Source organism: Bacillus sp. NPDC077411 (assembly GCF_044543425.1).
Classification (GTDB): domain Bacteria; phylum Bacillota; class Bacilli; order Bacillales; family Bacillaceae_G; genus Bacillus_A; species Bacillus_A bruguierae.
Map to the genome: position 1 here is coordinate 273,054 of NZ_JBITWA010000001.1, position 24,970 is coordinate 298,023.

At 35.7% G+C, this 24,970-nt stretch carries 23 protein-coding genes, 1 tRNA gene and 1 pseudogene; 5 read left to right on the forward strand and 20 right to left on the reverse strand.

The window, feature by feature from the left end; genetic code table 11:
- Positions 1-19: 19 nt before the first annotated feature.
- Genes ACIGHG_RS01420 through ACIGHG_RS01430 form a run of 3 tightly spaced genes read right to left on the reverse strand, consistent with a single transcriptional unit; the run spans position 20 to position 3,049 of the window.
- Positions 20-1,408, reverse strand: a complete 1,389-nt coding sequence (locus ACIGHG_RS01420) for a sensor histidine kinase (RefSeq protein WP_336471494.1) — start codon at positions 1,406-1,408, stop codon at positions 20-22.
- A gap of 1 nt (position 1,409) precedes the next feature.
- The gene (locus tag ACIGHG_RS01425; RefSeq protein WP_336471493.1) at positions 1,410-2,081 is read right to left on the reverse strand and encodes a response regulator transcription factor; all 672 of its coding nucleotides are present in this window, start codon (positions 2,079-2,081) and stop codon (positions 1,410-1,412) included.
- The gene (locus ACIGHG_RS01430; protein WP_396546800.1) at positions 2,078-3,049 is read right to left on the reverse strand and encodes a YncE family protein; all 972 of its coding nucleotides are present in this window, start codon (positions 3,047-3,049) and stop codon (positions 2,078-2,080) included. The genes ACIGHG_RS01425 and ACIGHG_RS01430 overlap by 4 nt, the downstream gene beginning before the upstream one ends.
- 694 nt (positions 3,050-3,743) lie before the next feature.
- On the opposite strand from ACIGHG_RS01430, the gene ACIGHG_RS01435 reads away from it, so the two are divergent.
- Positions 3,744-4,598: a CAP domain-containing protein gene (locus tag ACIGHG_RS01435; RefSeq protein WP_396547179.1), complete on the forward strand. Its 855-nt coding sequence runs from the start codon at positions 3,744-3,746 to the stop codon at positions 4,596-4,598.
- Between the two features lie 324 nt (positions 4,599-4,922).
- Here the strand turns inward: ACIGHG_RS01435 and ACIGHG_RS01440 are convergent, their stop codons facing one another.
- The 10 genes from ACIGHG_RS01440 to ACIGHG_RS01485 form a co-directional block, all read right to left on the reverse strand.
- Positions 4,923-5,843 carry an RluA family pseudouridine synthase gene (locus tag ACIGHG_RS01440; RefSeq protein ID WP_396546802.1) on the reverse strand — a complete coding sequence of 307 codons (921 nt, stop codon included), beginning with the start codon at positions 5,841-5,843 and terminating at the stop codon, positions 4,923-4,925.
- A gap of 100 nt (positions 5,844-5,943) precedes the next feature.
- Positions 5,944-6,354, reverse strand: coding sequence for a histidinol dehydrogenase (locus tag ACIGHG_RS01445; protein WP_396546804.1), 411 nt, complete (start codon positions 6,352-6,354; stop codon positions 5,944-5,946).
- A gap of 104 nt (positions 6,355-6,458) precedes the next feature.
- Positions 6,459-8,657: an MMPL family transporter gene (locus ACIGHG_RS01450; protein WP_396546806.1), complete on the reverse strand. Its 2,199-nt coding sequence runs from the start codon at positions 8,655-8,657 to the stop codon at positions 6,459-6,461.
- A gap of 85 nt (positions 8,658-8,742) precedes the next feature.
- Complete coding sequence (locus ACIGHG_RS01455; RefSeq protein WP_396546807.1) at positions 8,743-9,390, reverse strand: phosphatase PAP2 family protein; 648 nt, start codon at positions 9,388-9,390, stop codon at positions 8,743-8,745.
- A 59-nt stretch (positions 9,391-9,449) separates the two neighbouring features.
- Positions 9,450-10,502, reverse strand: a complete 1,053-nt coding sequence (locus ACIGHG_RS01460) for a polyamine ABC transporter substrate-binding protein (RefSeq protein ID WP_396546809.1) — start codon at positions 10,500-10,502, stop codon at positions 9,450-9,452.
- A 103-nt stretch (positions 10,503-10,605) separates the two neighbouring features.
- A complete protein-coding gene (locus ACIGHG_RS01465; protein ID WP_396546811.1) occupies positions 10,606-11,406 on the reverse strand; it encodes an ABC transporter permease in 801 nt (266 codons plus the stop codon).
- 6 nt (positions 11,407-11,412) lie between these two features.
- Positions 11,413-12,258 carry an ABC transporter permease gene (locus ACIGHG_RS01470; protein WP_396546813.1) on the reverse strand — a complete coding sequence of 282 codons (846 nt, stop codon included), beginning with the start codon at positions 12,256-12,258 and terminating at the stop codon, positions 11,413-11,415.
- Positions 12,255-13,238, reverse strand: a complete 984-nt coding sequence (locus ACIGHG_RS01475; RefSeq protein WP_090915218.1) for an ABC transporter ATP-binding protein — start codon at positions 13,236-13,238, stop codon at positions 12,255-12,257. The genes ACIGHG_RS01470 and ACIGHG_RS01475 overlap by 4 nt, the downstream gene beginning before the upstream one ends.
- A gap of 257 nt (positions 13,239-13,495) precedes the next feature.
- Complete coding sequence (locus ACIGHG_RS01480) at positions 13,496-14,893, reverse strand: aldehyde dehydrogenase (protein WP_396547181.1); 1,398 nt, start codon at positions 14,891-14,893, stop codon at positions 13,496-13,498.
- A 370-nt stretch (positions 14,894-15,263) separates the two neighbouring features.
- Positions 15,264-17,651 (reverse strand): immune inhibitor A domain-containing protein, encoded by a 2,388-nt coding sequence (locus tag ACIGHG_RS01485; RefSeq protein WP_336471483.1) that lies wholly within the window; start codon positions 17,649-17,651, stop codon positions 15,264-15,266.
- Between the two features lie 348 nt (positions 17,652-17,999).
- Between ACIGHG_RS01485 and ACIGHG_RS01490 the strand changes: the two genes are divergently transcribed.
- Both ACIGHG_RS01490 and ACIGHG_RS01495 read left to right on the forward strand, forming a co-directional pair.
- Positions 18,000-18,131 (forward strand): anti-repressor SinI family protein, encoded by a 132-nt coding sequence (locus tag ACIGHG_RS01490; RefSeq protein ID WP_139207651.1) that lies wholly within the window; start codon positions 18,000-18,002, stop codon positions 18,129-18,131.
- A 77-nt stretch (positions 18,132-18,208) separates the two neighbouring features.
- Positions 18,209-18,532: a helix-turn-helix domain-containing protein gene (locus ACIGHG_RS01495; RefSeq protein ID WP_396546816.1), complete on the forward strand. Its 324-nt coding sequence runs from the start codon at positions 18,209-18,211 to the stop codon at positions 18,530-18,532.
- An 84-nt stretch (positions 18,533-18,616) separates the two neighbouring features.
- Here the strand turns inward: ACIGHG_RS01495 and calY are convergent, their stop codons facing one another.
- From calY to ACIGHG_RS01530, 7 genes and pseudogenes are all read right to left on the reverse strand, one after another.
- Positions 18,617-19,210, reverse strand: coding sequence for a biofilm matrix protein CalY (gene calY, locus ACIGHG_RS01500; RefSeq protein ID WP_336471481.1), 594 nt, complete (start codon positions 19,208-19,210; stop codon positions 18,617-18,619).
- A 471-nt stretch (positions 19,211-19,681) separates the two neighbouring features.
- A complete protein-coding gene (locus tag ACIGHG_RS01505) occupies positions 19,682-20,347 on the reverse strand; it encodes a DUF4047 domain-containing protein (protein ID WP_396546818.1) in 666 nt (221 codons plus the stop codon).
- A gap of 170 nt (positions 20,348-20,517) precedes the next feature.
- Positions 20,518-20,713, reverse strand: a pseudogene (locus ACIGHG_RS01510) (TasA family protein); the annotation flags it as partial.
- Positions 20,714-20,815: 102 nt separating this feature from the next.
- Entirely contained in the window at positions 20,816-21,391 is a 576-nt protein-coding gene (gene sipW / locus ACIGHG_RS01515) for a signal peptidase I SipW (RefSeq protein ID WP_090915200.1), read from the reverse strand.
- A gap of 150 nt (positions 21,392-21,541) precedes the next feature.
- Positions 21,542-22,777, reverse strand: coding sequence for a D-alanyl-D-alanine carboxypeptidase family protein (locus ACIGHG_RS01520; protein ID WP_396546821.1), 1,236 nt, complete (start codon positions 22,775-22,777; stop codon positions 21,542-21,544).
- A gap of 150 nt (positions 22,778-22,927) precedes the next feature.
- Positions 22,928-23,155, reverse strand: a complete 228-nt coding sequence (locus tag ACIGHG_RS01525) for a hypothetical protein (RefSeq protein ID WP_396546823.1) — start codon at positions 23,153-23,155, stop codon at positions 22,928-22,930.
- 390 nt (positions 23,156-23,545) lie between these two features.
- On the reverse strand, positions 23,546-24,079 hold the full coding sequence (locus ACIGHG_RS01530; protein WP_396546825.1) for a hypothetical protein: 534 nt from the start codon (positions 24,077-24,079) through the stop codon (positions 23,546-23,548).
- A 240-nt stretch (positions 24,080-24,319) separates the two neighbouring features.
- Here ACIGHG_RS01530 and ACIGHG_RS01535 point away from each other — a divergent pair.
- Together ACIGHG_RS01535 and ACIGHG_RS01540 are read left to right on the forward strand one after the other, a co-directional pair.
- Positions 24,320-24,392: transfer RNA gene (locus ACIGHG_RS01535), tRNA-Val, on the forward strand.
- A 121-nt stretch (positions 24,393-24,513) separates the two neighbouring features.
- On the forward strand, positions 24,514-24,924 hold the full coding sequence (locus tag ACIGHG_RS01540; protein WP_396546827.1) for a tyrosine-type recombinase/integrase: 411 nt from the start codon (positions 24,514-24,516) through the stop codon (positions 24,922-24,924).
- The last annotated feature ends 46 nt before the right edge of the window (positions 24,925-24,970 follow it).

Genomic DNA, 24,970 nt, shown 5'->3' on the forward strand with positions numbered 1-24,970 from the left:
ATTTTTTCCTATTTATTCATTATGAAGAGATAACTGGTAAATGAATCAAAATTGTCGTTCCTTTTCCTTCTTCACTTTTAATTTGCCATGTTCCATCGTGAATGTGCACAATTTGTTTTACGATCGCAAGTCCTAGTCCCGTCCCACCATTGTGACGGCTTCTCGCTTTATCCACTCGGTAAAAGCGTTCGCCTAACTTTTCGAGATGTTCGGTGCCAATACCAATCCCCGTATCTTTAATTTGCAATTTACATTGCTCTGCTTGCTGCTCTAATTGGACATGTATAATCCCATTCTCACCTGTATAGCGAATCGCATTATCTATTATGTTATGAAGTACTTGTTGCATTCTATCTTCATCAATATTGACAATTACATCTGGATCAAGAATTGTATGCAATTTAATTTGTTTTTCTGTCAATTGTAATTCGTATGTCTCTAGTACATCTTCAATTAACTGTGCAAATACAATAGGTTGCTTCTTAAGAGGAAAACGTTCTCCTTCAAGCTGCGCTAAATCTAATAAATCATGAACAAGACGTTGCATACGTCCTGCTTCTTTATGAACAAGCCCGGTAAACTTTAACTGCTGTTCGCCTTTTGCTACACCGTCAATAATTGCTTCACTATATCCTTTAATATAACTAAGAGGGGTTCGCAGTTCATGTGACACATTTGCTAAAAATTCTTTTCGCTGCACATCCTCTTCTTCAAGTGCACTTGCCATCTTATTAAATGCTTTACCAAGCCGACCAATTTCGTCTTCTGATGAAATTGTAATTCGCTGCGAAAAATCTCCTTTTGCCATATGATTCGCAACTCGCTCCATTTGTGAAAGTGGCTTTGTAATTGCAATAACAATCTTTCGTCCAATCCATACAGTTAACACAATCATTACAAGAGCAAGAGGAGCTAAAATGAGTCCCATTTCATAAATTAAATCTTTAATGCTCTTTAAAGGAATATAAGAATATACAATACCGATCAATTTTTTATTGTCTAATACAGGAATAACGACTCCCATAATGTTACGCTGAAAATGTTCTTCATATCCCATCTTTGTAATCGTCTTTCCTTCTAACAGTGCTTGCCGGTCATCCTCACTAATAATTGAATTGTAATGAACATCAAATGGAAGACATGCACTTAAATCACGTGGATTATTTACAAACAATACATCGGCACTAGCAATTTTATCGAATGATTTTACCCTTTCCTCAAATACATCTATAGGTTCGTCTGCTCTATATTGCGCAACAAGACGATTTCCCTCTGCCTTTAATGTCTCTTCAATATTTTGGACATATAATTTTTCATACGAATATAATGAAACAAAATATAAAAATGAAACTGTTATACAAACTGCGCACGCAATTGTAAGCCATAACTTTTGTACCATCGTAAACATCTTACACCTCAAATTTATAGCCTACACCCCAAACAGTTTGAATACAATTCCCATGTTCTCCAAACTTTAAGCGCATTGTTTTCACATGCGTATCAACTGTTCGAGTGCTACCGGCGTAATCATATCCCCAAACTTTTTCAAGCAACTGCTCCCGGCTAAATACTTGACCGTTATGTTGACAAAGAAAATAAAGTAAATCAAATTCTTTCACAGTTAATGAAATACCTTCACCATCTATTTCAACGCGGCGACTTTTCTCATTAATAACAACTGGTCCAAATGCTATCTCCTCTTGTTCTTCATATTTCGTGTATCTCCTTAATACTGCTTCCATACGTGCAATCAATTCTCCTGGACTAAATGGTTTAACAATATAATCATCTGCCCCTGTACGCAATCCATTTACGCGATTCCATTCCTCTCCTTTTGCTGTCAAAAAGATAATCGGAATATCGGATGTTTTTCGAATTTCTTTACAAACCGTAATCCCATCCATTTCTGGCATCATGATATCCAAAATAACAAAATCAAAGTTTTCTATTTCAAGTATATGGAGCGCCTCTTTTCCATTTTCAGCTTCTTCCCACTCATACCCAAAGTTGTCCAAATACATACCGACAAGTTGCCTCATATCACTTTCATCATCAACAAGTAATACTTTATACTTACTCATTTCTTCTCCCCTACTCTTTGCGTAAATTGAAATGGCCCTTTACCAACTGAAATCGTCTGCTTTATTTTCATTTCACTTAAATCTAAAACATACACTTCATCACTATCATAGCTCGCAACATATCCTTCATTACCAACTTGCCAAAATGCAAATGGATTCGATCCTACTTCAAGCACTCCTACTTCTTTATACGTTTTTCCATCAAATTTTCTCAATGTGTTAGACCCATGACTAAGTACATAAATAAATTGTTGATCTGTAGACAGATTGACCGGCATAAATGGTGCATGTAACGATTGTAGCATTTGTCCATCTTGTACAGAATACATGAGCACTTTTTCATTTACTTGTTTACCGTCACCATGCCCGCCAATAAATATGTCCTTTCCATCTCGGCTAAGAAAAGCACCTGTTGAGGCTGGTGGAATCATAAAAGAATTCACAACCTTCTTTTGTTTCACATCAATACTAGACAATTTCGTATCATAAAAATTAAGAACATATAACATATCATTATGTTGGACCATCGTCAGCGGACCCTTTTCAACCGAAATGCTCTCTGTTTCTTTTCCATTGGTTGTAAACACACGAATTTTTTGCTGGTTTTGATCCGCAACGAACAGCTCTTTCCCATTTTCAGATAATAAAATATTTGCTATGCCTTTTCCTGTATTCCATTTTTCAAGCTGCTTTCCATCTTTCAAAGAATATACATATATATACTCAAGCTGTTTTCCATATACAAGTAAGCGATTTCTATCTGGTAACAACGTTGTTCCCGTAATAGCCTCATTTAAATGCCACGTTGTAATTGTTTTTTTCGTATCAGTATCAATAAAACTAATACTTCCTTCTTTTATATTTGTCGTTATAAGAAGAGATGTTTTCGTATCAATCGATTGATACGCCCCTCCCTTGCATCCTGTAAGTAATAGTACGATACAAAGTAAAATAAGCCACCTTTTCAAAAGATTACCTCCATTATGGACAGTTTCGTTATACTTGTAAAATAGCAAATAATTGTGAGGAAAGTGTGAAATCATAGTTCTTACTATATAATATATAAATGTAAATTGAAAAACGAGCGTACCTTTCTCTATTAAAGATACGCCCGTCTTTTTTATAGTCTACAACATTAAAAATATGTTACTGTATAATAAAAAAGAACGACAAAAAGATTACAATTGTGTTAAAAACAATCCATAATATTCCTCTATTTTCTTCTATAAACGTTAGTGTTATCCCATTCCCCTTCTTTCAAGGTAGAAAATATAACCAATTATTATTGTTACTCTTTCTCTATTTAAATATTAACTACCCCTTATGACATCTAATATTTCGTTATTTTGTTCTCTTTGAGCAGTTAGGATAAAAAAGGAAATCTCGTAGCCTATGAATTTTTTTCCAACTTTTTTTCGACAAAAATCTATGCTACGATGAACGTGTCAGTCAATCAGGCCGACAAAAATAAATTCTATGTAATAACAGTTTCATAACTTTATACATAAGTAGGGGGACAATTTAACAATGAAAAAACGTGTTTTACTATCTGTAGCGGCAGCAACTGCTCTTACATTTGGCCTAGGAACAAATGGTGCGAAAGCAGAAACAATCCAACCATCAACACCTAAAGTTCAAAATATTTCATATTCTCCATTATTTATGCAATATATGAATCAACAAGACTTTCAATCTTTCTTAACATCTCTTTTAAATTCATATGCAAAATGGAATGCGGGTGCTTTCCAACCAGGCAACTGTGTAATTCCTGGGCAACCGACTTACACAACAATTACAACTCCTTGGGGGAATATTGTAATTACAAACCCAGTTAATAACAATGAAACAACGAAACCAGAAGAAAAACCGGCTGATAACAACTCAGCAGCTAAGCCCGAAGAGAAACCGGTTGATAATAACAATCAACCAACTAAGCCAGCTGATAAGCCTGTTGATAACAACCGACCAACTAAGCCAGCTGATAAGCCTGTTGATAACAACCAACCAACTAAGCCAGCTAATAAACCTGCTGATAACAACCAAGCGACTAAGCCAGCTGATAAGCCTGTTGATAACAACCAACCAACTAAGCCAGCTGATAAGCCTGCTGATAAGCCTGCCGAAGAATCAAAGGGTTCATTAAGCGCATTTGAACAAAAAGTTGTTGATTTAACAAATGCTGAACGTACAAAACAAGGTTTACCAGCATTAAAAGTAGACGCCCAGTTAAGCAAAGTGGCACGTGTTAAATCAGAAGATATGCAAAAAAATCATTACTTCGATCACACTAGCCCAACATACGGTTCTCCGTTTGATATGATGAAACAGTTTGGCATTTCATATAAATCTGCTGGTGAAAATATTGCACAAGGACAACGTACTCCTGAAGAAGTTGTACAAGCTTGGATGAATAGTGCAGGTCACCGTGCAAATATTTTAAATAGCGGATACACACATATCGGTGTTGGTTACGTAGAAAGCGGAAACTACTGGACACAAGAATTTATTTCAAAGTAAGACTTTAATCAATGGGGTTCTCCCCATTGATTATTTTATAAATACATATTGAAAAACTGGCATAAAACCCTTTTTTTAGATGGATAAGAGCATCTGGCCGTGCATAGAAGCGGTCAGGATCTTGTTTGGCCACATGCAGGGTTTTAAAACAAAGGGAAAAAGCGAATGCAGGTCATGTTTTGCTTGGCATCGCAGCGATTTATATAGTTAAACTAGTTAAACCAATCGGACTCTCCTAAACTAATTTCTTTACTTTCTATTGCATTTGGAGTTGAAAGAGTCCGCAAATAAAAAAATAAATAGAGCCTTCTTAGGGGGCTCTATTTATTTTTTATTCATACAAGAATGTAAAATACGAGAAAAATCATGAGGAAGAGGGATATCTGCTTCAATTTGCTGTTTTGTTATTGGATGTAACATTGTAATATGAGCAGCATGCAATGCCTGACGAGAAAGCAGCCTTGTCTTACCGCCATATAATACATCGCCAATCAGCGGATGACCGAGATAACTCATATGAACGCGTATTTGATGCGTTCTTCCCGTTTCTAATTGAACTTTAACAAGTGTTATGTTATTCTCTTTCGAATATTGCATGACCTCGTAATGTGTTATGGCACGGTCACCTTTTGGAGAAACTCGACGCCTTGATGCATGATGGCGATCTCGTCCAATTGGAGCATCTATTGTACCTCGCTTCTTTTGTACTTTCCCTTCAACAAGTGCCATATATGTCCTCTTAATTTTGCGTTCCGTTAATAACCGATCCATAATCACACCGGCTAAAGCGTGCTTTGCAAAGACGACTCCACCTGTTGTGTCCTTATCTAATCGGTGAATATGACGCACCTTTGTTTCAATTCCTTGCATTTGCAAATGAAATGCTACATAGTTTGCTAATGTGCCTGTCCCGCCTTTATTTGCAGGATGTGTGTCTACTTGAATTGGTTTATTAGCAATTAATACATGATCGTCTTCATAAATAACTTCTATATCATAAAACTCCGGTTCTACATCGTACTCTTCTTGTATAAACATATGAACTTGCAATTTATCTTCTTTTTGCAGTTGTTCACTCCACCGTTTTCCTTCTCCATTAACAAGAATACTTTTTTCCATACGATATTTATGTAATAATTTTTTCGGAACTTGCCATTCTTCTTTCAAAATAGAATCTATTGTTCGTCCATCCCATTCTGAAGGAACCGTAATTTCACACCATTCTCCCATTTTCTTTACTTTCATATCATCACCTTATTTCTATTCATTTTCTTATTGTAACGAAAAATCGCTTCTCATGCATAATTAGAGACAGTTCGCAATCGAACTGTCTCCAATTATCGCTTTATGCACGAAGCCTTTTCATTTCCTGCAACATTTCTTCAGCTTTTCTTTCATATGATAAATCTTGAAAAAATTCAGCTAACCGCTTGTAGTCATTGTAAGCATCTAATAATTGGTCTATCGCTTTATGATTATTTTTTTTCAGCGATGTTTTTAGTTTAACAGGATAACGGTATTCTCCCATATCACGAATTTTATAATATTCCTCGTCTACTTGAATGACTTTCACAAGTTCACTTTCTTCTGCATCGAGTGTATATCCATCAAACTCGCGCAGCAATTCATAAATAATATGTGTCTCCTTTGAATAAAAACCTTTTTCTAACCGATAGCCGACAATGCGATACATATGCCCATCATTTTCTGCAAATTGTACATTATCATTCAATTTAAATTTAAAATAACGAAACATTGCCTTCCCCCACTCTTATATGTAATCTCCTTATCTCATACTATTCGCTAAAATGGGGTAAAGCTATTCATACAAGTATCTCTCACCTATAAGATGAGAGATACTTATTCATGCATTTTTTTCTGTTTCCTTTTGGTAAATGGAAGCCACCAGTTCCACTCGCCAAACATTTTCATTAAACTTGGTACAAGGATTAATCGAATAATGGTTGCATCAAGGAATATAGCTAGCGCAACACCAAGTCCCATCTGTTTCACAGGCAAAATATCAGTAAAAGCAAATGCACCTGTAACAACGATCATAATTAACGCAGCTGACGTAATAATCCTGCTTGTTGACACTAATCCTTCTAACGTTGCATAATCGTTATCTCTCGTCTCTCCGTATAATTCATGAATACGTGAAATAAGAAATACTTCATAGTCCATACTTAATCCAAATACTAACCCAAAAATAAAAATTGGCAACACAAATAATACCGAACTTTGTTCTAATCCAAAATGCCCACCTTCAAAAAGCCAAATGACAATTCCAATCGTTGCACTTAAACTAAGCACATTCATCACAATTGCTTTAATTGGAATAAGGAGCGAACGAAACGCTAGTAATAAAATCAGAAACGTTGACGCAAAAATAACAGACATACCCACAACAACTTTATCTTTAATTTCATCTTCTAATTCTTGCTGGAAGGTTGTCATTCCACCTAGATAATATGTTATATCTTCCGTTTTATAGTTTGTTTTAAACTCTCGGACCCATTGCTTTGCTTTTTCTGTTCTTGGTTTTGTATCTAAAACAATTCCAATCGTTGTCTTATTCCCTTTCACATACGCCTCTAATGCCGGTTCTATTTGTGCACGATTTGGTGATTGCAACGTTGCTGTTAACTGTTCTGCAGTCATATTTCCAAGTTGTTCATATAAACTTTTCACTTCATATACATCTTTATCATCCTTTAGTTTCTGCACAACCTTTTGCAATGTTTGTAAATTCTCTTTTTCTGTGACATTTCCTTTCGTTTCAATAACAAGCGTCACATCTGCATGGGTTTTTACCGTTTTATTAAATGCATCTTCATAATGTTCAAAGGCAGTGCGTGCCTCACTTTTCTCAGGTAATGCTTCTACACCAGGGAACTGTAAATCTGCACCGCGAAGCGGCAATAAACAAATAATAATAAATGTAAATACTGCAATCGTCATTACAATGGGATATTTCATTACAAACTGTGCAAATTTACGCCACATTGGTGCTGTACGCTGAACATTTTGGTTCTTTCCTAATATACGTTTCCCCATTAAAGCTAACAGCGCCGGAAGCATCGTTAATGAAAATAAAATACTCATGATTACGACAATCATCCCGCTAATGGCGACAGCTTGAATATAATCAATTTGGAAAAAGAACAAACCGGACAAACCAACAAATACACATAAACCTGAAAAAATAATAGCGCGTCCCGCCGTTTGATAAGTAACCATAATCGCTTCTTTAACAGAACGATATGCCAGCTCTTCTCGGAAACGATTCACAAATAAAAGAGCAAAATCAATGGATAAAGCAAGCCCAATCATTGGCGCCACGTTCAATACAAAAATAGAAAGTTCCTTTTGTTCTCCGACAAAATATAAAATTCCCATCGTACTAATAACACTTAGTGCCCCGTTTAAAATAGGCAAAACTGATGCAAAGAAGCTGCCAAAAGAAAGTAATAACACCAAAAACGCAATTGGCAGCCCAATCATTTCTGCTACTTTCAAGTCATTTTGTGTTCTCGTATTGATTTCATCATTAATAACTGGATATCCAGTTGGAGATACTTTTACCTCCCCGTTACTTTCTTTTTGAATATCCTTTGCAAATGCTAATGTTTTTTCCTTCCGCTCTTTGCTTGTTTTCCCGGAAAATAAAATTGTTGCATAAGCAATGTCTTCCTTCAACATTGTTTTATTTTCTATCGGCTCATGAAAAGATTCATAAGCTTCTTCTCTTTGAATTTTTTTTACAACCTCATCAATTCTCTCGATAAATTTTTGCTGAGATACACCTTTCTCTTTTTGAAAGACGAGTAACAATGCATCTTGTGACTGTTTAAAATCTTTATCGAGTATCTTTTTTGTCGTTTGATAATCACCTTGTGTTTGAAATCCATCTCCACCTAATACACCAGGAAGCTTCGGTGCAAATATCCCAAGTAGCGCAGCTAGCAATATTAATAGCGCAATTGTTGTATATCGAAATCGATATAACAAAGCGCCAATTTTCCCCCACATATCTACTTTATGTACAGTTGTTTTCACAGAGTCTCACCTACTCCTCTTCTCATATTCTTTCTCTTAGTGTATCATATCCACTCTCTCGTTTATGAAAAAAGGATCGCTTTTCTTAACGCTCTTCATTCGCTTGAAAACGCGCTGAATAGAAACGGTGTAAATAAATAGCGATAATAAGTAATATACCGCTCATACAATAACCTGCTAAAACATCAGTTGGATAATGCACAGATAAAATAATCCTGCTTAATCCAATTAAGACAATAAATACAATGGCTACTATCGTTACAAAACATTTTGCTGCTACACTTTTTACGTTTGCTGCAATGATATAGGCAAGAAATCCATACGTAACAATCGATAACATCGCATGTCCACTTGGAAAACTATATCCGAGGGCATCTAACGCCTCGTTAATAGTCGGCCGATCTCTTTTCACAATCGCTTTAATTCCTTTATTCATAAGATGTGTACTAAGAATAGAAAGAGGATATATGACCATCGCTACATAATAACGTTTCTTCAAAAAAAAGAACAGACTTACCGCTAACACAATTACAATCCCAATTCCAGAACCAAGCTTTGTAACATAACGAAAAAACGTAAGTGATGATTCTGTTTGAAGCCCTGTTACCATTCCTTTCACATACTCATCAACTGTCGTTATTCCGCCTGAACGTATTTTCCACGTAATGATACTAAATGCACAAAGCAAAAGTACGGTGCATACAATCTCATACATATGTAATTTCTTTTTCAAACTACAGTTCCTCCTACTATAAAAAAAACGCGATTTCCGCTAAGAAATCGCGCTTTTTATTACTTTTCTTTTCCTGTCTTCAGTTCTGTCCAGTAACGATCATAATCTTTTATTTTTCCATCCACATCGACAAGCCATTCTGTACGATCTAGCTCTTCTTTTGATAAGAAAATCATATGATTTTCTTGATAATCTTTGCTGTGAAGAGGACGAGCCTTTTCATTTGGATTACTATATCCAATGGATTCATAGTTTTTCACGCTGACTTTAGGATCCATTAAGTAATTAATAAATTTCTCTGCAAGCTCTTTATGTTTTGCACCTTTGGGAATTGCTAATGTATCCGCCCAAATTGTGCCGCCTTCTTTTGGAACGACATATCCAACATCTTTATTCTCTTTTGCAATGAACGCCGCATCTCCGGACCATACTGTACCGATCCATGCTTCTTCAGTAATAAATTGTTGTTTAATATTATCTGTATCAAACGCTAATAAATTTGGTAATAATTTTTGAAGATCTGTAAAAGCTGTTTTTAACTCCGCATCATTTGTTGAGCTATTTGAAAAACCATGTTTCTTAAGCCCCATGCCAAGTACTTCACGAGAATCATTTAATAATGCTACGTGTCCTTTATACTTTTCATTCCATAAATCAGCCCAACTTGTTGGCGCTTCTTTCACATGTTTTTTATTATAAGCAATGCCCGTTACACCCCATGTATACACAATTGAATACTTATTTTCCGGATCAAATGGAGGTGTCTTAAAGTTTGAAACGAGATTCTCTACATTCGGAATGTTCTTTTTATCTAATGGCTCTAACAAATCCATTTTTGTCATTGTTTTTACCATATAGTCAGACGGTTGAACTAAATCATACTTTGCACCGCCTGCTTGTAATTTCGCAAGCATTTCTTCATTACTTGCATATTTATCATAATTTACTTTCACGTCATATTTCTTTTCAAAGTCTTTAATAACTTGCTCATCAAAGTTATCAGCCCAGCTGTAAATATTTAATTCTTCTTTCTTTTCGCCACATCCAGCTAACACACCAGCAGCAATTCCGAAAGTAAGTGCAGTACTTGCGACTACTTTCATCCATTTCATTTGCATTCCCTCCTAGTTTGAACTTAATCCTTCAGCTTTTACTCGGTTATTTATCCCGCTATTCGTGGGCAGTAATACTCCCACTGATTAAAGTTTCACTTTATTACAATGGAAGATGGCCGCCTGAATTTCCCTCTCCATCTGTACCTTTGCTACGGAACATTTCAGAAGCAAGCATTAATCCGACAATTACAACAATTAAAATTGTCGACAATGCGTTAATTTCAGGTGATATACCACGTTTTACCATACTGTAAATATACAGTGGCAATGTTGTTGAGCCTGGACCTGATACGAAGAAACTAATCACAAAATCATCAATCGATAATGTGAATGTCAATAATGCCGCTGAAATAATTCCCGGTGCAAGTCCTGGTAGCGTTACATAACGAAACGTTTGCCACGGTGTTGCTCCTAAATCATTTGCTGCTTCTTCTAAGTCGCGCCCCATACCCGAAAGTCTTGCTGATAAAACGACAACGACAAATGAAATACTAAATGTAATGTGGGCAATAATAATTGTCATTTGTCCAAGTTCAATCCCAAGTTGACTAAACAAAATTAAAAGCGATAATCCCATTAAAATATCTGGAATGAGAATTGGTAAATAAACAAGTCCGTTAATTGCACCTTCAAAACGATATTTATAACGATGTAAAGCAATTGCGATTAACACACCTAACAGTGTAGAGACAATTGTCGTGACAACTGCAATCGTCAAACTGTTTATAAGTGCATCAATTACATCCTGTTTTTGAAATAAATCTGTATACCAATGAAGTGTAAAGCCTTTCCACTCCGCATTAATACGTGAGTCATTAAACGAAAATAGCATAAGTACCATCATTGGTAAATAAAGAAACAATAAAATTAGCCAAGAATAAGTGACTAAAAACTTTTTCATCTTCGTTTATTCCCCTCCGTTTCCATAGTTATATACTTTCGTAGCCCGATAATATAAGTAAATTAACAGAACGGAGAATAACACAACAATCATCGATAACGCTGACCCAAACGGCCAATCACGTGCACCTAAAAACTGATTTTGAATTACATTTCCGATTAATGCAACTTTCGAACCACCCATAACGTCTGATACAACGAACATCCCAATAGATGACACAAATACTAAAATCGATCCTGTCGCGATTCCTGACATCGTCATTGGAACTGTTACATGCCAAAATGCTTTGAGCGGTGTTGCTCCTAAATCATATGCCGCTTCTAATTTTCTCTTATCAAGTTGTTCAATCGCTGCATATACAGGCAAAATCATAAATGGTAAAAGTGAATATACCATCCCTAGAATAACAGATGGTGTATTGTATAGTAAGTTTAAAGGTTGGCTAATAATACCTAATTTCAGCAATAGCGTATTGACAAGCCCTTGTGAACGTAAAATAACAATCCAAGCATACGAACGGACTAAAAAGTTAATCCAAAACGGGATTGTAGCAAGAAGCAGTAAAAGAGAACGCCATTTACGATCAACAATCGTCACCGTATAGGCGAACGGATACCCAATCAATAAACAAAGTACTGTTGTAATAACAGCAATTTTTACTGTTTCCCATAACGTCTCCATATAGAGCGAATCAAATACACGTTTAATATTCTCTAACGTAAAGCTCATCTCAACTGTTCCGTACGTCCCGCGCTGTAAAAATGCAAAAGCTAACACAAACAAGAGAGGTACTAAGAAGAAGATCAGCAACCAGGCAACTGTAGGTAATGCAAGTAATTTCCCTTTTTTCAATTTAAGGTCACCTCATCCTCTTTTTCCCAACCTACATACACATTGTCACCAATGTTCCACTGCTTCGCTTCTTCTGCGCTTTGATACGCCATCAACAACTCGCCTGTTTTCTCATCCCGAATATATAACTTCTCCATATTTCCAACAAATTCGATATCTTCAATATGGCCAAATTGATACCCTTCAGTAGATGATTCTTCCACGGAACGTACTTTCACGTTTTCTGGGCGTACTGCTACATAGTTTTCTCCTGTTTGAATAATATTATTTTCTCCAATAAACGTCGCAACAAACAACGTTTCTGGCTTGTGATAGATTTCTTTTGGTGTTCCAATTTGTTCAATGTGACCTTTGTTCATAACTACAATGCGATCACTCATACTCATCGCTTCTTCTTGATCATGCGTCACATAAATGAACGTAATCCCAAGATTTCGTTGTAAGTTTTTCAATTCACGCTGTAAATCTTTTCGAAGCTTAAAATCTAGTGCTCCTAACGGCTCATCTAATAGCAACACACGAGGATTATTCACAATTGCACGTGCAATTGCCACGCGCTGCTGTTGTCCGCCAGAAAGTTTAGCTGGTTTCCGATTACGGAATTCTGTTAATTGTGTTAAACGTATCGCTTCCTCAGCACGTTCTTGCTGCTCCGCTTCAGAAACCTTTTGCATCTTCAATCCAAAGCGAATATTTTTCTCAACAGTCATATGCGGAAACAGTGCATAATGCTGAAATACTAAATTCATATGACGTTTATAAGGCGGTAAATCATTAATCGTTTCTTCATCAAGGGAAATTACCCCTTTTGTCGGTTTCTCAAAACCAGCAATCATACGAAGTAATGTCGTTTTCCCACAACCACTCGGACCAAGAATTGTTAAAAATTCGCCCTCTTTAATGTCTAAAGAAAGAGGCGGAATAATAACTTGATTTCCAAAATGTTTTTCTACTGCTTCGACCTTAATAATATTTTTCATCTTCTCTTCCTATCTACCTCATATTTTTAATATTCATAAATAACCCAAGTATTCTATATGCAATAACTTTGCTTCAATTTAAATGTTTAATCACGTAATACAAGCGTGATTAGTGGTGAATGCACGCCACTGATAGAAGCTTCACTTTATGTAATATGTCTGCTTCAATTTTACACGATACACACCTTGAATAGAAAAACCCCTTCGTGTTGAAGGGGTTTTTATCATACGGACGAACCAATTGATAAACACCATCATCATTTTAACAATTTTCGAATGAATTTTAAAGCACTTTTTGTAGAAGAATAGCGAATTTTCATATCAAACGTTGTCGATTGAGACAAAATGCTTTTATAATGTGAAAATGCTTGAAAACTCTGCTCTCCGTGATAGCTGCCCAATCCACTTTGACCAACACCACCAAATGGTAAATACGGCGTTGCTAGATGATATACAACATCATTAATACAACCGCCTCCATAGGAAATAGATTGTGTCACTTGCTTTTGCAAATCTCGTTCTTCAGAAAAAACATATAGTGCAAGTGGTTTCGGATGACGCTGAACAGTTGTTATGACATCTTCTATATGATCATACTCTAATAATGGTAAAATGGGACCAAAAATCTCATCTTCCATAACAGCATCGTTCCATGTCACATCTGTCAGTACTGTAGGTTCAATTAATAGTTTATCTTGATCATAATTCCCACCTATTACAGCCTGGCCGTCCTCTAAAAATGAACACAATCTTTCAAAATGACGCCTGCTCACAATGCGAACATACTTTTCATTTTGCAATGGCTTCTCTCCATATTGTTCATGCACAGCTTTTCTCATTTCTTCTATGAATTGATCTTTAATAGAAGAGTGAACGTATACATAATCAGGTGCAACGCACGTTTGCCCCGCATTTAAAAATTTCCCCCATACAATTCGCCGCGCTGTAACATCAAGCTTTGCATCTTTATGCACAATACACGGACTTTTGCCGCCAAGCTCAAGTGTAAGAGGTGTTAATTGTTTTGCAGCTGCCTCCATAACAATTTTTCCAACTCCGACACTACCAGTAAAGAAAATATAATCAAACGGCTCCTTCAGCAAAGCTGTGCTCACCTCGGCGCCGCCTTCCATCACAGCGACAAACTCAGATGGGAATAACTCCGTTAATATTTTCGCAAGAACTTTAGAAACATTTGGTGTTAACTCTGAAGGTTTTAAAACAACCGTATTTCCAGCTGCAATAGCTCCAACTAACGGAGCAATCGCCAGTTGAAATGGATAATTCCACGGGGCAATTATTAACGTTACGCCATACGGCTCCGGAATAATTTTCCCTTTTGATCCAATATGAGTCATTGCCGTTTTCACACGCTTTGGTTTACTCCATTTAGAAAGATTCTTTATCATAAAAGAAATTTCTTTTAATGTATATCCAATCTCTGTTGTATATGATTCATGCTCTGATTTATTTAAATCCAGCTTTAGCGCTGCAAAAATTTCAGACTCATAGCGCTGAATGCTTTCATATAATGCTCGTAACTGTTGCTTTCTTTCATCTATTCCTCTTGTTTTCCCACTATAAAAGTAGGATTTTTGTCTTTCCACAATAGAAGCAATCGTCATAAAGCTTCCCCCCTTTACTTCACCATATATTATAATACATTTCTTGTTTCTTCTTATTAAAAAATGAACTGATATGTAAAAATTTATTATTTATGTTCCGTAACTACTCAGCCATACATTTCATTTAGAAGTTTGGTAATGAGTATAATTCCAGCGAAAATACGCTTACCTATAATTGCTGCCATGAAGATAAAAATGAACCTACACCTCGCTGCCTTTCTTTGTTTTCAAACTTTGCGTGTGGCAGGAAAAGGCCCTGACCGCTACTATACATAGCCAGCCCCTCTCGACCACTTAAAAAAATGCTTTTCTATCGTTTTTTCATAGAGTGACTGAGTAGTTACTATGTTCCTATAAAAAAAGCTGTTGAAAGGAATCCCCTTCAACAGCTTCTCCATTATTAACGATATAAACGAACTGCACCTGCAGAATTATCGTCTGCTTGTCCAACTACTTCAAATTTTAATCCAAGCTTCGGCACTTTACGTCCTGCATCTGGGATTAAGTTGTTCATATACGATTTAGAATCATCGAACTTCGTTACACCTGGTAGCCCTTTGTAATCAAATGTTCCGCGTGTTGGAGAAACAACTTTCCACGCTGGCGTTTGATCAAATGAGAACGCAGCATCTGCAATTTGGTATCGTGTGCTATTTGCAACAGTTGGTTTACCATTTAATGTTCCCACAATTGCATCTGGATGAGAATCAACAACACCTAAGAATCCCTCTCCAGGATGAACCCCAACCCAGTTATCTGTGTAACTAGAGTCTGCATACCATACAACAAGACCTGTATTATACACTGGACCGCGGCCATATTGTAACGCTTCATCAGCACCAGCATAGTTTCTCCACTCTAAATAGTAGTTATGCTTCTTCTTATCAAAACCGTTTGATACAACGAAGCCATTTAATTTTAATTTTGCATCGCCCTCTGCATCATCAGAGAACACAACATTTCCATCTACAGTTAATGTAGCATTATCAAGAGTAAAACCGTTCGGCGCTAAACCACCATCTGTAATATATTCAAATACTAATTTTACTTTTTGACCTTTAAATTGGCTTAAGTCATATGACTTGTCTATCCATTTACCGTCAGTTGTATCCATGTTGCCTTTCACACTTTCGTCACCAATTTTATCAACTAACGTTTTTGTTCCATCTTCCGCAACCGCATATACTTCAAGGAAATCATAATCCGCTTCAATTTCGTATAGCGTTTTGTAATCAAACTTTGCATTTGTTGCATTCGCTAAATCAAATAGCGGTGTTTCTAATGTCGTATGAAGATCGTCACCTTTTGTACTATAGTAGTACTGTTTACCAAATGCTGCTGGAATGCCTTTTACATCTTTATCTGGTAAGTTTACACGAATCAGACCAGGACGTTTTGTTTTTGAAACACTTTGATCTAAGTATGTCGCAAAACCGATACCGCGATTTAATTTATCGTAGTCAACGTCTACAATGTTTGCCCAGTTTCCACCAATGTTCTTTTGAAAGAACTCTTTGTTTTGCGGAGAGAAACTTGTTGGCGTTGTACCTGCAATGTTACCTGCCCAGCTGCCGCCGCTCATAATAGACCAAGATTGAACTGGTTCACCTGCACCAGTATACTGTGTATCATACTCATCAGGAAGACCTAAATCATGACCAAACTCATGCGCGAATACACCAACTGCTCCATCTTCTGGCTCAATTGTGTAATCGAACGCCGCCATTTTGCCGCCCCAATATGGAACTTTTGCTTCTGTACCTTCAACTGGATATGGTTTTGGTCCAATTGTCCAGCGGTGTGACCAAATTGCGTCATCTCCTAATTTACCTCCACCAGCTTCTTGTCCAACACCAGCGTGAAGTACCATTAGATGGTCAACAAGTCCATCTGGCTCATTTTTATTGCCATCACCATCCATATCATATTGATCAAACACATCAAAATCAGCTAAGTTTAAACCGCTATCCACTGCTGCTTTTAACGCATCTTTTACAAGGTCTCTTGGTCCTAACGGGCTCTTATTGTCATGACCACTGCCAGCATCATCCCCGTAATCCGCAGCTTTACCTGGAACTGTTAACCACTTTGTTACTGTTCCATCTACCGTATAACTACCACCGGATTGCTCTTCATAATACTTCTTAAATGTCTCAATTTTTGATCCATCAAATAATGTAAACGGCTCATCACCAAATAACATTTTCTGATAATGTTCTTGATTAAAATCATTTGTATACATATAACCAGGTTCTTGATCAATATTGTTATGTTTAAAATCAGCATATTCTACTAGTAATACAAGTACTTTATCTTTACGAACATCACCATTATATTGTTTTTGCTTCGCTGAACTAGTTGGTACTTTGCCGTTTAATCCCCCTTTAACCGGCTCTTGTCCAGCTACCGGACCACCAGCAGGCTGATTTGCCTTTTCTTTTGCATCCGCTTTTGTATCTTTAACTTTTTTCAAAAAGTTAGAAGCTTCTTGCGTAACATTATCCCCCGCTGCTGGTTCTTTTCCAGCATTTTCGCCTTTTTTCTTCTCTACGTATTTTTCAACTGCTTTTAATGTGTCTTCTTTCGACGCAGAATCACTAATTACACCGCGCTTTTTCAACGCTTCTGCTAAACGCTCCTCAGGAATTAAATGATCGTCGACTGGACTTGAAGGTACTACATTAGACGGTGTTGCCGCATAAACAGATTGGCCTCCAAACCCAAATGTGCAGCTAAGCACAGCTGTCGCCGCAAGCGTAGACAGCACTTTAAAAGGTTTTTTCTTCATCCCTATTCCTCCCCAAACTCAAATATGTACCAATGTTTTGATAATAATAAAAATTCTATAAATTCACAATATATTGTCTTAATTTGTAATGTTTTTGAAAAAATTCTTTATTAAATATAAATAAATATAATGATATTTTAATTTCAATAGAATATATTGATAAATATTTACAAAACTATTAAAATTTTTGTGTGTAATACAAGATATTAGCCTTGTTGGGTAATTTTTCAAAAATATATATGAATTTTACTTTTTTTAATGCAATTATAGTTTTAGATATTATAATAGTCTTAGTGCGTTTTTAGTTTTCTAGCTTTTATAACCGCAATTATTAGGGAGGCGTCATTTGTGCAAACTGATAACAAAGAAGTACTTGATTCAGAATGGATTGATTTATTGTTGGAAGCTTTAGATATGAATATTAGTAGTGCAGAAGTATCTAACTTTTTGCAACACGGAAATCAATCAGCACAGAACTAACCGACAATGTTTTCTTTAAAGAAAAATGTGTTATAATAAATTAAATCTTAGGTATACAGTAAGAAAGGTGCGCTAATATGATTGGAGAACGTATAAAACGACTGCGTCTACAAAGAGGCATCTCCTTAACAGAACTTGCCGAAAAAGCAGGCGTTGCAAAGTCATATATTAGTTCCATTGAACGAAACTTACAAAAAAATCCTTCGATTCAATTTCTCGAAAAGATTTCTAACGTTCTGCACGTTCCTGTTGATGTACTTCTTCATGATGAGCCATCTGAAGAATATACATTGGACTCTGAGTGGATAAAACTCGTTAAAGAAGCCATGCATTCTGGTGTTTCAAAAGACCAATTTCGCGAATTTTTAGAATTTAATAAGTGGAAACAAAAACAAAAATGATGCAGAGAGAGCGCTTTCTACGAAAGTGCTCTTTTTATTTGTATTATAAAAAGCGGAGGAAACCCTCCGCTTTTGTTATATTTCTTACTTCTCTTCGCCATCAGTTTGTGAAGCATTGAAAGTCCATTCTAAATTCAATTTGTCGCCTTGGAAGATATTTTGATCTTGTCCATTATCTTCAAACACAAATTGCACCCATAAGTAATCCTCTGAACCAGCTTTTAATCCACCTTCTTCACTCCATTCAGGAGCAAACACGTCTTTTGCAACTACATCTGGATCTACTTTTTGCAGGTCAGCTAATGTTGTTTCATAAACTGGTTCGCTTTGTTTATCCCAGTTCCAGATAAACTTCACTTTAATGTGCTTACCTAAATCTTCACCATTATTATCGCCTTTGCTATCAGTTACTGTATATTTAGTTGCTAGCTTTACATCTTTGATTGTTAATGAACCTTTATTTTGTAATAAAAATTCTTTTTTCACTGAATCGCCTGGTTTTAAGTTATCAATATCAACGATTGTTTTTGGATTAAGTGCAAGATCTAACGTACCAGCCGCAAATGTATTATTGGATACCTCTTTATCGCTAAAGTATGCAAACGTTCCTCCACCGATTAAAGATAAACCTAATGCTGCTGATGCTACTCCCATGCCTAACTTTTTCTTAAGACCCATTCTAAATTCCCCCAATTCTCTTTTTATTGTTAGCTCTTATGTAGATAAGAGGTGTAACTAATAAAATAATTTCTTCGTATCGACATAATCGTTACGCTTCTGCTACCCCATTATCTCTATGTATGTTCTTTAATAAGCTCCCTTGGGTTCATTATAAAGAACAAGTGGTATAGAAATAAAATCTCAAAAAGTTCTGTATTTTCTGCTTTTAAGTTGTTTTAATTTATTTTCCTGTCTTTTCCGTTACTTTTCTTACAATTTCTCTTTTTTTATACATATATAATGCTTTTCTTTATTTTCACTTCATAAGCATCCCTCATAAAAATATGCTATAAAAAAGGAAAAATATCTTATCTTTTTGCTTAAAAACTATGATCTTTCTTTATTGTATCTTGTGATGCATGAAATGTACATTTGAAATTCACTTTTTCACCTTGGAGCATATTTTTAGTCATATCCGAAGTTTATGTGTTACTGCTTTGTTTCCGCAGCTGCGTCTTCTTTATTTCCCTCTGGCTGTGCTGGCGCCGCTGTAATTGGTTGATTTTCCTTCAACTGTTCTTCATTCGTATGATTCTCCTGCTTTTTCTCTTCTTGTTTTGAAGGCTGTACAGGTGATATGTTCTGGACATTGTTTGCTTGTTTCTGTTTCTCTTCATTAATTTGTTTTTCTAATGCCCCGATGCGTTCATCTATCTTTTGTAACACTGCTTGTTTATCAACTTCACTGCAAATACTTTGAATTTCTGTAAAACCAGTTTGCACATACTTTAATACTTCTTGTGCAGAACCCTCTTTATTTTTCTTTGCATCTTCTACCGCTTTGTTATAATATGAGTCAATCTCCGTATAGTTAGTTTGCAGCGCTGTGATTTCCACCGTAATTGCTTCACGGCTTTGCTTCCATGTAACAAGCTTACCCTCTAATTCTGCAACAGTTTCATTTCCATTTGCTGCACGATTTATCACATTGTAATGATTGAAAATAGCTTCTCTATGTTGCTTTGCTTCCCCTGTTAACTTTTCAATTGCTTTTGGAAAAACCATTGCAGTTGATAAGGTTGCCTCTACTTTTTGTTGATTCAAAAAAGATGCTTCGGTATATGTCACTACTTGAGATCCCATATAAAAAGCCATAGAACATATGCATGGTAATATAAGTATATTCCTTACTTTCTTTGAGGATTTTTTCATATTCACACCTACCATTTGATGAATTTATATTCCTTATAAAGAATTATAACATTCTATATAAAGAACAAGACCATCTAATAAAGATAGCCTTGTAAATTTCTTAAACTTTATCTTTATTCATCAGCAGTTTGCTGCGCAGCAAATATCCACTTCAATTGAAGTTTATCGCCTTGGAATTCATTTTGATCCTTGTTATTATCAACAAATCCAAACTTCATTGTAAATTCATCCCGCATTAACGGGCAGTGAGACCCCCACTGATGGAAGTTTCACTTTATCAGATTTCCCTGCAGAAATACCCTTCTCATCTACACTATAATCTGTTTGAAGTAACACTTTTTTAATCTCATTCCAACTTCCTACTAAACTATATATATTTGTTAACTCTCAATAATTAAAGAGTATAACCATTTATACAGATTGTCCTGCATCGGAAGACTTGTTTTTCTTTTCAGAATCAATGCTGCGCAATGCTCCAAAAATAGTGACTACAGAATAACCTAACAATAAAACACCTGGAATGATTAATAACAACGCTGCTCCTGCTTTCGAATTTGCATAGTTTAGTAAATAACCAACATGCGGAACAGTAATATCTGCATACTTCCCTATTACATTTTCAGCAAGAACTGGGTTTAAATCAGGACCATTATTATTGTCCCCTTTTGTTTCATAGGCCACTTTTCCATTTATATTTTTCACATCAATAATGCGGTGAGTAACAATCCTCTTATCTTTCTCTTTAAACGTAATAACATCGCCTTTTTTATATTTTGAACCATCTTTCGTTGGTTCAATTGCAATAATAGATCCTGTTAAAAACGTAGGTTCCATCGATCCTGATAATACCGTCTTGAACTGGTATCCCATCACTGTTGGATCGCCGCCACTCGCCTTTGATGAAATAACAACAAACGCTAAAACAACCATAATCGTAAACAAAACAAAAGAAATGATATTACTAATAACTTTCCAAACTAACTTCATCTGTCTCCTTCCTTTCGTTGATTTCGTCTTTATATAAGCAAACTGCACAAAATATTCAAATTCGATGTTCTATTTAAAGAACTCACAAATATATTATAACGAATATTCAAAAAACACAATAAAAAATAGGCAAAATTCATTTACCTATTTTCATCGAGACAACTTCTTCTGTTTTTTACGATTCCAAAGAAATACCCCAATACTAAGGAAAATAAGAATACCTGCACCAATACCAGCCATTAGCTTATACGAAAAAGTAGACTTTGTTACACTACTCTCTTTCGGCTTCTCAAACATAACATCCTCTTTCGAAAGAACATTAATACTTTCTATCGTTTGATCATTTTTTTTAATATCTACAGTCCCAATAACATCACCGCGGCGAAGACCTGCTTTATATAAATTCGCCTCATCGACATGATTTTCTTTAAAAACAGCTTGTACATTTTTAGCTTCTCCTTGCTTTAATACAAGGTCAACACTTCGTTCCAATTCACCATTTACTGATTTATTCAAGTAAAGCATTTCCTTTGTCCAGTTGTTTTTATCTAACACTTGTTGTTTTGCAAATTGCGGAAATGCATAATCAGCAATCTTTCTCATGTCTTCATAAATTTCTGGCTTTTGCGAGGACATTACGACATTAATAATACGATTTCCATCTTTCTCATTTATTTGTACAAGTGTATTATGAGCTTCATTTGTAAAACCTGTTTTCCCGCCAATACAATTTGGATTTTCAAAATATTGTCCTCTATTAAAAATAGAAACAGTTTGTCTTGATGTTGTAACAGTTGTTCGCTTCGTATTCATTGCCGTCATGATTTCCGGGTGCTTCATCACACCTCTCGTAATCATCGCCATATCATACGGCGTTGTATAATGATTAGGATCATGCAGACCACTTGGCGTAACAAAGTGACTATCCTTTGCACCTAACTGCGCTGCCTTCTCATTCATCATCTTCGCAAAATTTTCTGGACTTCCTGCTACGTGCTCTGCAATCGCATACGCTACATCATTTGCACTTAGCACCATTAAAATCATAAGGGCAGTATCCCGATCTACCGTTTCCCCTGCTTGAAATTCAATTTGATAATTACTTTTCTCTTGTTCAAGAGCCTTTTGAGAAAAAGCAATTCGCTCTCCAGACTGCACATGCTCCATCAATAAAATACTCGTTAACACTTTTGTTATACTAGCTGGAAAAGCACGCTGATGCGCATTTTTGTCATACAAAACATCACCTGTTTTCGCATCGATTGAAACAGCAAACTGTCCAAACACATTCGGGTCTTGCAAACTTTCTGCATACAACTTAACAGGCGCAAGCAAAAATAACAAGCTTGCAATAACCAAAGCTGCAATTTTCTTAAAGCTAAACATGCCACTCTCCCTTTTCTTTACTCTATATATATACGTTATTTATTATAAAAATCAAAATGGAATATGAAACTACCTTTTTATTTGCCAATTTGCAGTATATCATAATTTTACAAAAAAAGACAGATTAACAATGTATAAAAATAGGAGGAATTACTCCTCCTTATCTTCCTCATCTCTTAAGAAATCTATGAAATTATTGCTAGCTTCCCCTTCTGTTATCTCATCTGTTATCCCTATAAATGACCAGCCCTTCGATTCAATCCATTGTATAAACTCATCTATAAATTCATCATGAGATACATCTACATCAAGAACTGCTCCATTAATAGAAATCGTTCTATACCTTGGTACATACATTTTAAACGTTTTTCTTACCATACATATCCCTTCATTTATACAAAATATTATTTATTATTTTATATAATATATTAATAGAATAGAAAAAATGAACTGTTAATCCGCCCTAAAAAATACTATATAAATACAAATTAAAAAAACGACATAAAAACCACTTTCTTTTTAACGAAGGACGAGAGCATCTGGCCATGCATAGAAGCGGTCGGGGCCCTTTTCTGCCACATGCAAGGTTTAAAACAAAAGGAGAAAGCAAATGGCGGTCATGTTGTACTCTGCATAACAGCGACTTATATGTTGAAAAATTAAAATAGATATATATAACTGAAAAAATCAACATAAACACCCTTTTCTTTTTAAGAGGGGACAAGAGCATCTAACCATGAATGAAACGACTATGTGTCCATTTCGCATTTATTTGCTGTGCCGCTTAATATATTCATCATAAACAGGTATTTCACTACCATTTCCAGCTCCAACTTTTGTACTGTTAAAAACATTCTCCACTTTTATTCCGTTTATTTTAACGTCTAGGTCGTGGACAATACGATGAACATATCTTAAAGCTTGGGTATCATGATTTTCCACTGCTATATTATGTAATTTTTCAGCCCGTTCTAAATCTTCTTTCAAACCATCCTTCGATAACGAAATAGCTTCCTTCAACGTAACGGAAATTAATTCAAAAGAACTTTTAGACTCCTCCCATGATGGGCTGTTCACATCTTCATATTTTTCGTATTTCTCCCAACCTGTTATATTGTTTAAATCGCTATGTATTTCTGTTATTTTTTGCGGAACATTTTTTGATAGATCCTCTTTTTTTATTTGTTCAGCATTCTCGGCTTTACTTTCTTTTTTATCCGTTTTATAAAACAGCTGTACGCCGCCAACTATTAATCCTACTAAAACAAGGCCTCGGGCAAAAAAAATCCCTTTTTTAAACATTGTGCCATGCTCCCCCTATACATCAATATCCTATTTATTCCATCATATCACATTTTCTAGAATATACCTTTTTACTACCTTATCATGTATAACGTATATGTTGATGTAAAATGAAAACCAACACCCTCCTGGTTATTTTTTGCAATATTATAAACAAAAAGTCTTGTAGAGTTCACATCATTTCATTTATAATAGAAACCATAAAATAACAGGGATGTTTACACATCACTATTTCATCATGATCCCGTAGCTCAGCAGGGAGAGCGCCACCTTGACAGGGTGGAGGTCGCTGGTTCGAACCCAGTCGGGATCATACAGTTAGTTATATCAAGGGTTTGAGTACGTTTCTTAACAATTAAAAATGTTATGGTCATTACCAAACCGGTACGACTAAACGGAAACCACTTCGCAAAAAATGCGGGGTGGTTTTTTTGTTGTTAAAATTTGCTGTCCTTGACTTCTTGGACGATCGAGAATTTAAGAATGTTACACCGAAAACGCTACAAAGCTATCGAGACATTCTGAAACAGTTTGAGGATTTCTGTTTAGAACATGATGTTATCAATGTTGAGGATATTACTACAAGTATTATGAAGCGATATATCTTGCATTATCAAAAGAAGGGGAACAACGCAACCACTACAAGCTCTAAGTTGCAACGTATTCGTGCTTTTCTTAATTATATGATTGAATGTGATGTCATTAAGAATAATCCTGCTAAGAAAATGCAGAAGGCACGAGAAATGGAAATAACTTATAATCATACGGAAAAGTTTCCCAGTTTTGATATACTATTAAGTGCAAAGGAGGTTTTTTTGAAGTTGGAAGAATTACCTTATTATTAAACTAACGAAGCAGATTAGTTTTGTAAGGAAGTCATTATCTATATTG

What these genes read in the sequence shown, in the direction of transcription:
- ACIGHG_RS01420 (WP_336471494.1), bottom strand. Translation starts at nt 1,408, where the DNA reads ATGTTTACGATGGTACAAAAGTTATGGCTTACAATTGCGTGCGCAGTT.
- ACIGHG_RS01425 (WP_336471493.1), bottom strand. Translation starts at nt 2,081, where the DNA reads ATGAGTAAGTATAAAGTATTACTTGTTGATGATGAAAGTGATATGAGG.
- ACIGHG_RS01435 (WP_396547179.1), top strand. Translation starts at nt 3,744, where the DNA reads ATGCAATATATGAATCAACAAGACTTTCAATCTTTCTTAACATCTCTT.
- ACIGHG_RS01440 (WP_396546802.1), bottom strand. Translation starts at nt 5,843, where the DNA reads ATGAAAGTAAAGAAAATGGGAGAATGGTGTGAAATTACGGTTCCTTCA.
- ACIGHG_RS01445 (WP_396546804.1), bottom strand. Translation starts at nt 6,354, where the DNA reads ATGTTTCGTTATTTTAAATTTAAATTGAATGATAATGTACAATTTGCA.
- ACIGHG_RS01460 (WP_396546809.1), bottom strand. Translation starts at nt 10,502, where the DNA reads ATGAAATGGATGAAAGTAGTCGCAAGTACTGCACTTACTTTCGGAATT.
- ACIGHG_RS01465 (WP_396546811.1), bottom strand. Translation starts at nt 11,406, where the DNA reads ATGAAAAAGTTTTTAGTCACTTATTCTTGGCTAATTTTATTGTTTCTT.
- ACIGHG_RS01475 (WP_090915218.1), bottom strand. Translation starts at nt 13,238, where the DNA reads ATGAAAAATATTATTAAGGTCGAAGCAGTAGAAAAACATTTTGGAAAT.
- ACIGHG_RS01485 (WP_336471483.1), bottom strand. Translation starts at nt 17,651, where the DNA reads ATGAAGAAAAAACCTTTTAAAGTGCTGTCTACGCTTGCGGCGACAGCT.
- ACIGHG_RS01495 (WP_396546816.1), top strand. Translation starts at nt 18,209, where the DNA reads ATGATTGGAGAACGTATAAAACGACTGCGTCTACAAAGAGGCATCTCC.
- calY (WP_336471481.1), bottom strand. Translation starts at nt 19,210, where the DNA reads ATGGGTCTTAAGAAAAAGTTAGGCATGGGAGTAGCATCAGCAGCATTA.
- ACIGHG_RS01505 (WP_396546818.1), bottom strand. Translation starts at nt 20,347, where the DNA reads ATGGCTTTTTATATGGGATCTCAAGTAGTGACATATACCGAAGCATCT.
- sipW (WP_090915200.1), bottom strand. Translation starts at nt 21,391, where the DNA reads ATGAAGTTAGTTTGGAAAGTTATTAGTAATATCATTTCTTTTGTTTTG.
- ACIGHG_RS01520 (WP_396546821.1), bottom strand. Translation starts at nt 22,777, where the DNA reads ATGTTTAGCTTTAAGAAAATTGCAGCTTTGGTTATTGCAAGCTTGTTA.
- ACIGHG_RS01525 (WP_396546823.1), bottom strand. Translation starts at nt 23,155, where the DNA reads ATGGTAAGAAAAACGTTTAAAATGTATGTACCAAGGTATAGAACGATT.
- ACIGHG_RS01530 (WP_396546825.1), bottom strand. Translation starts at nt 24,079, where the DNA reads ATGTTTAAAAAAGGGATTTTTTTTGCCCGAGGCCTTGTTTTAGTAGGA.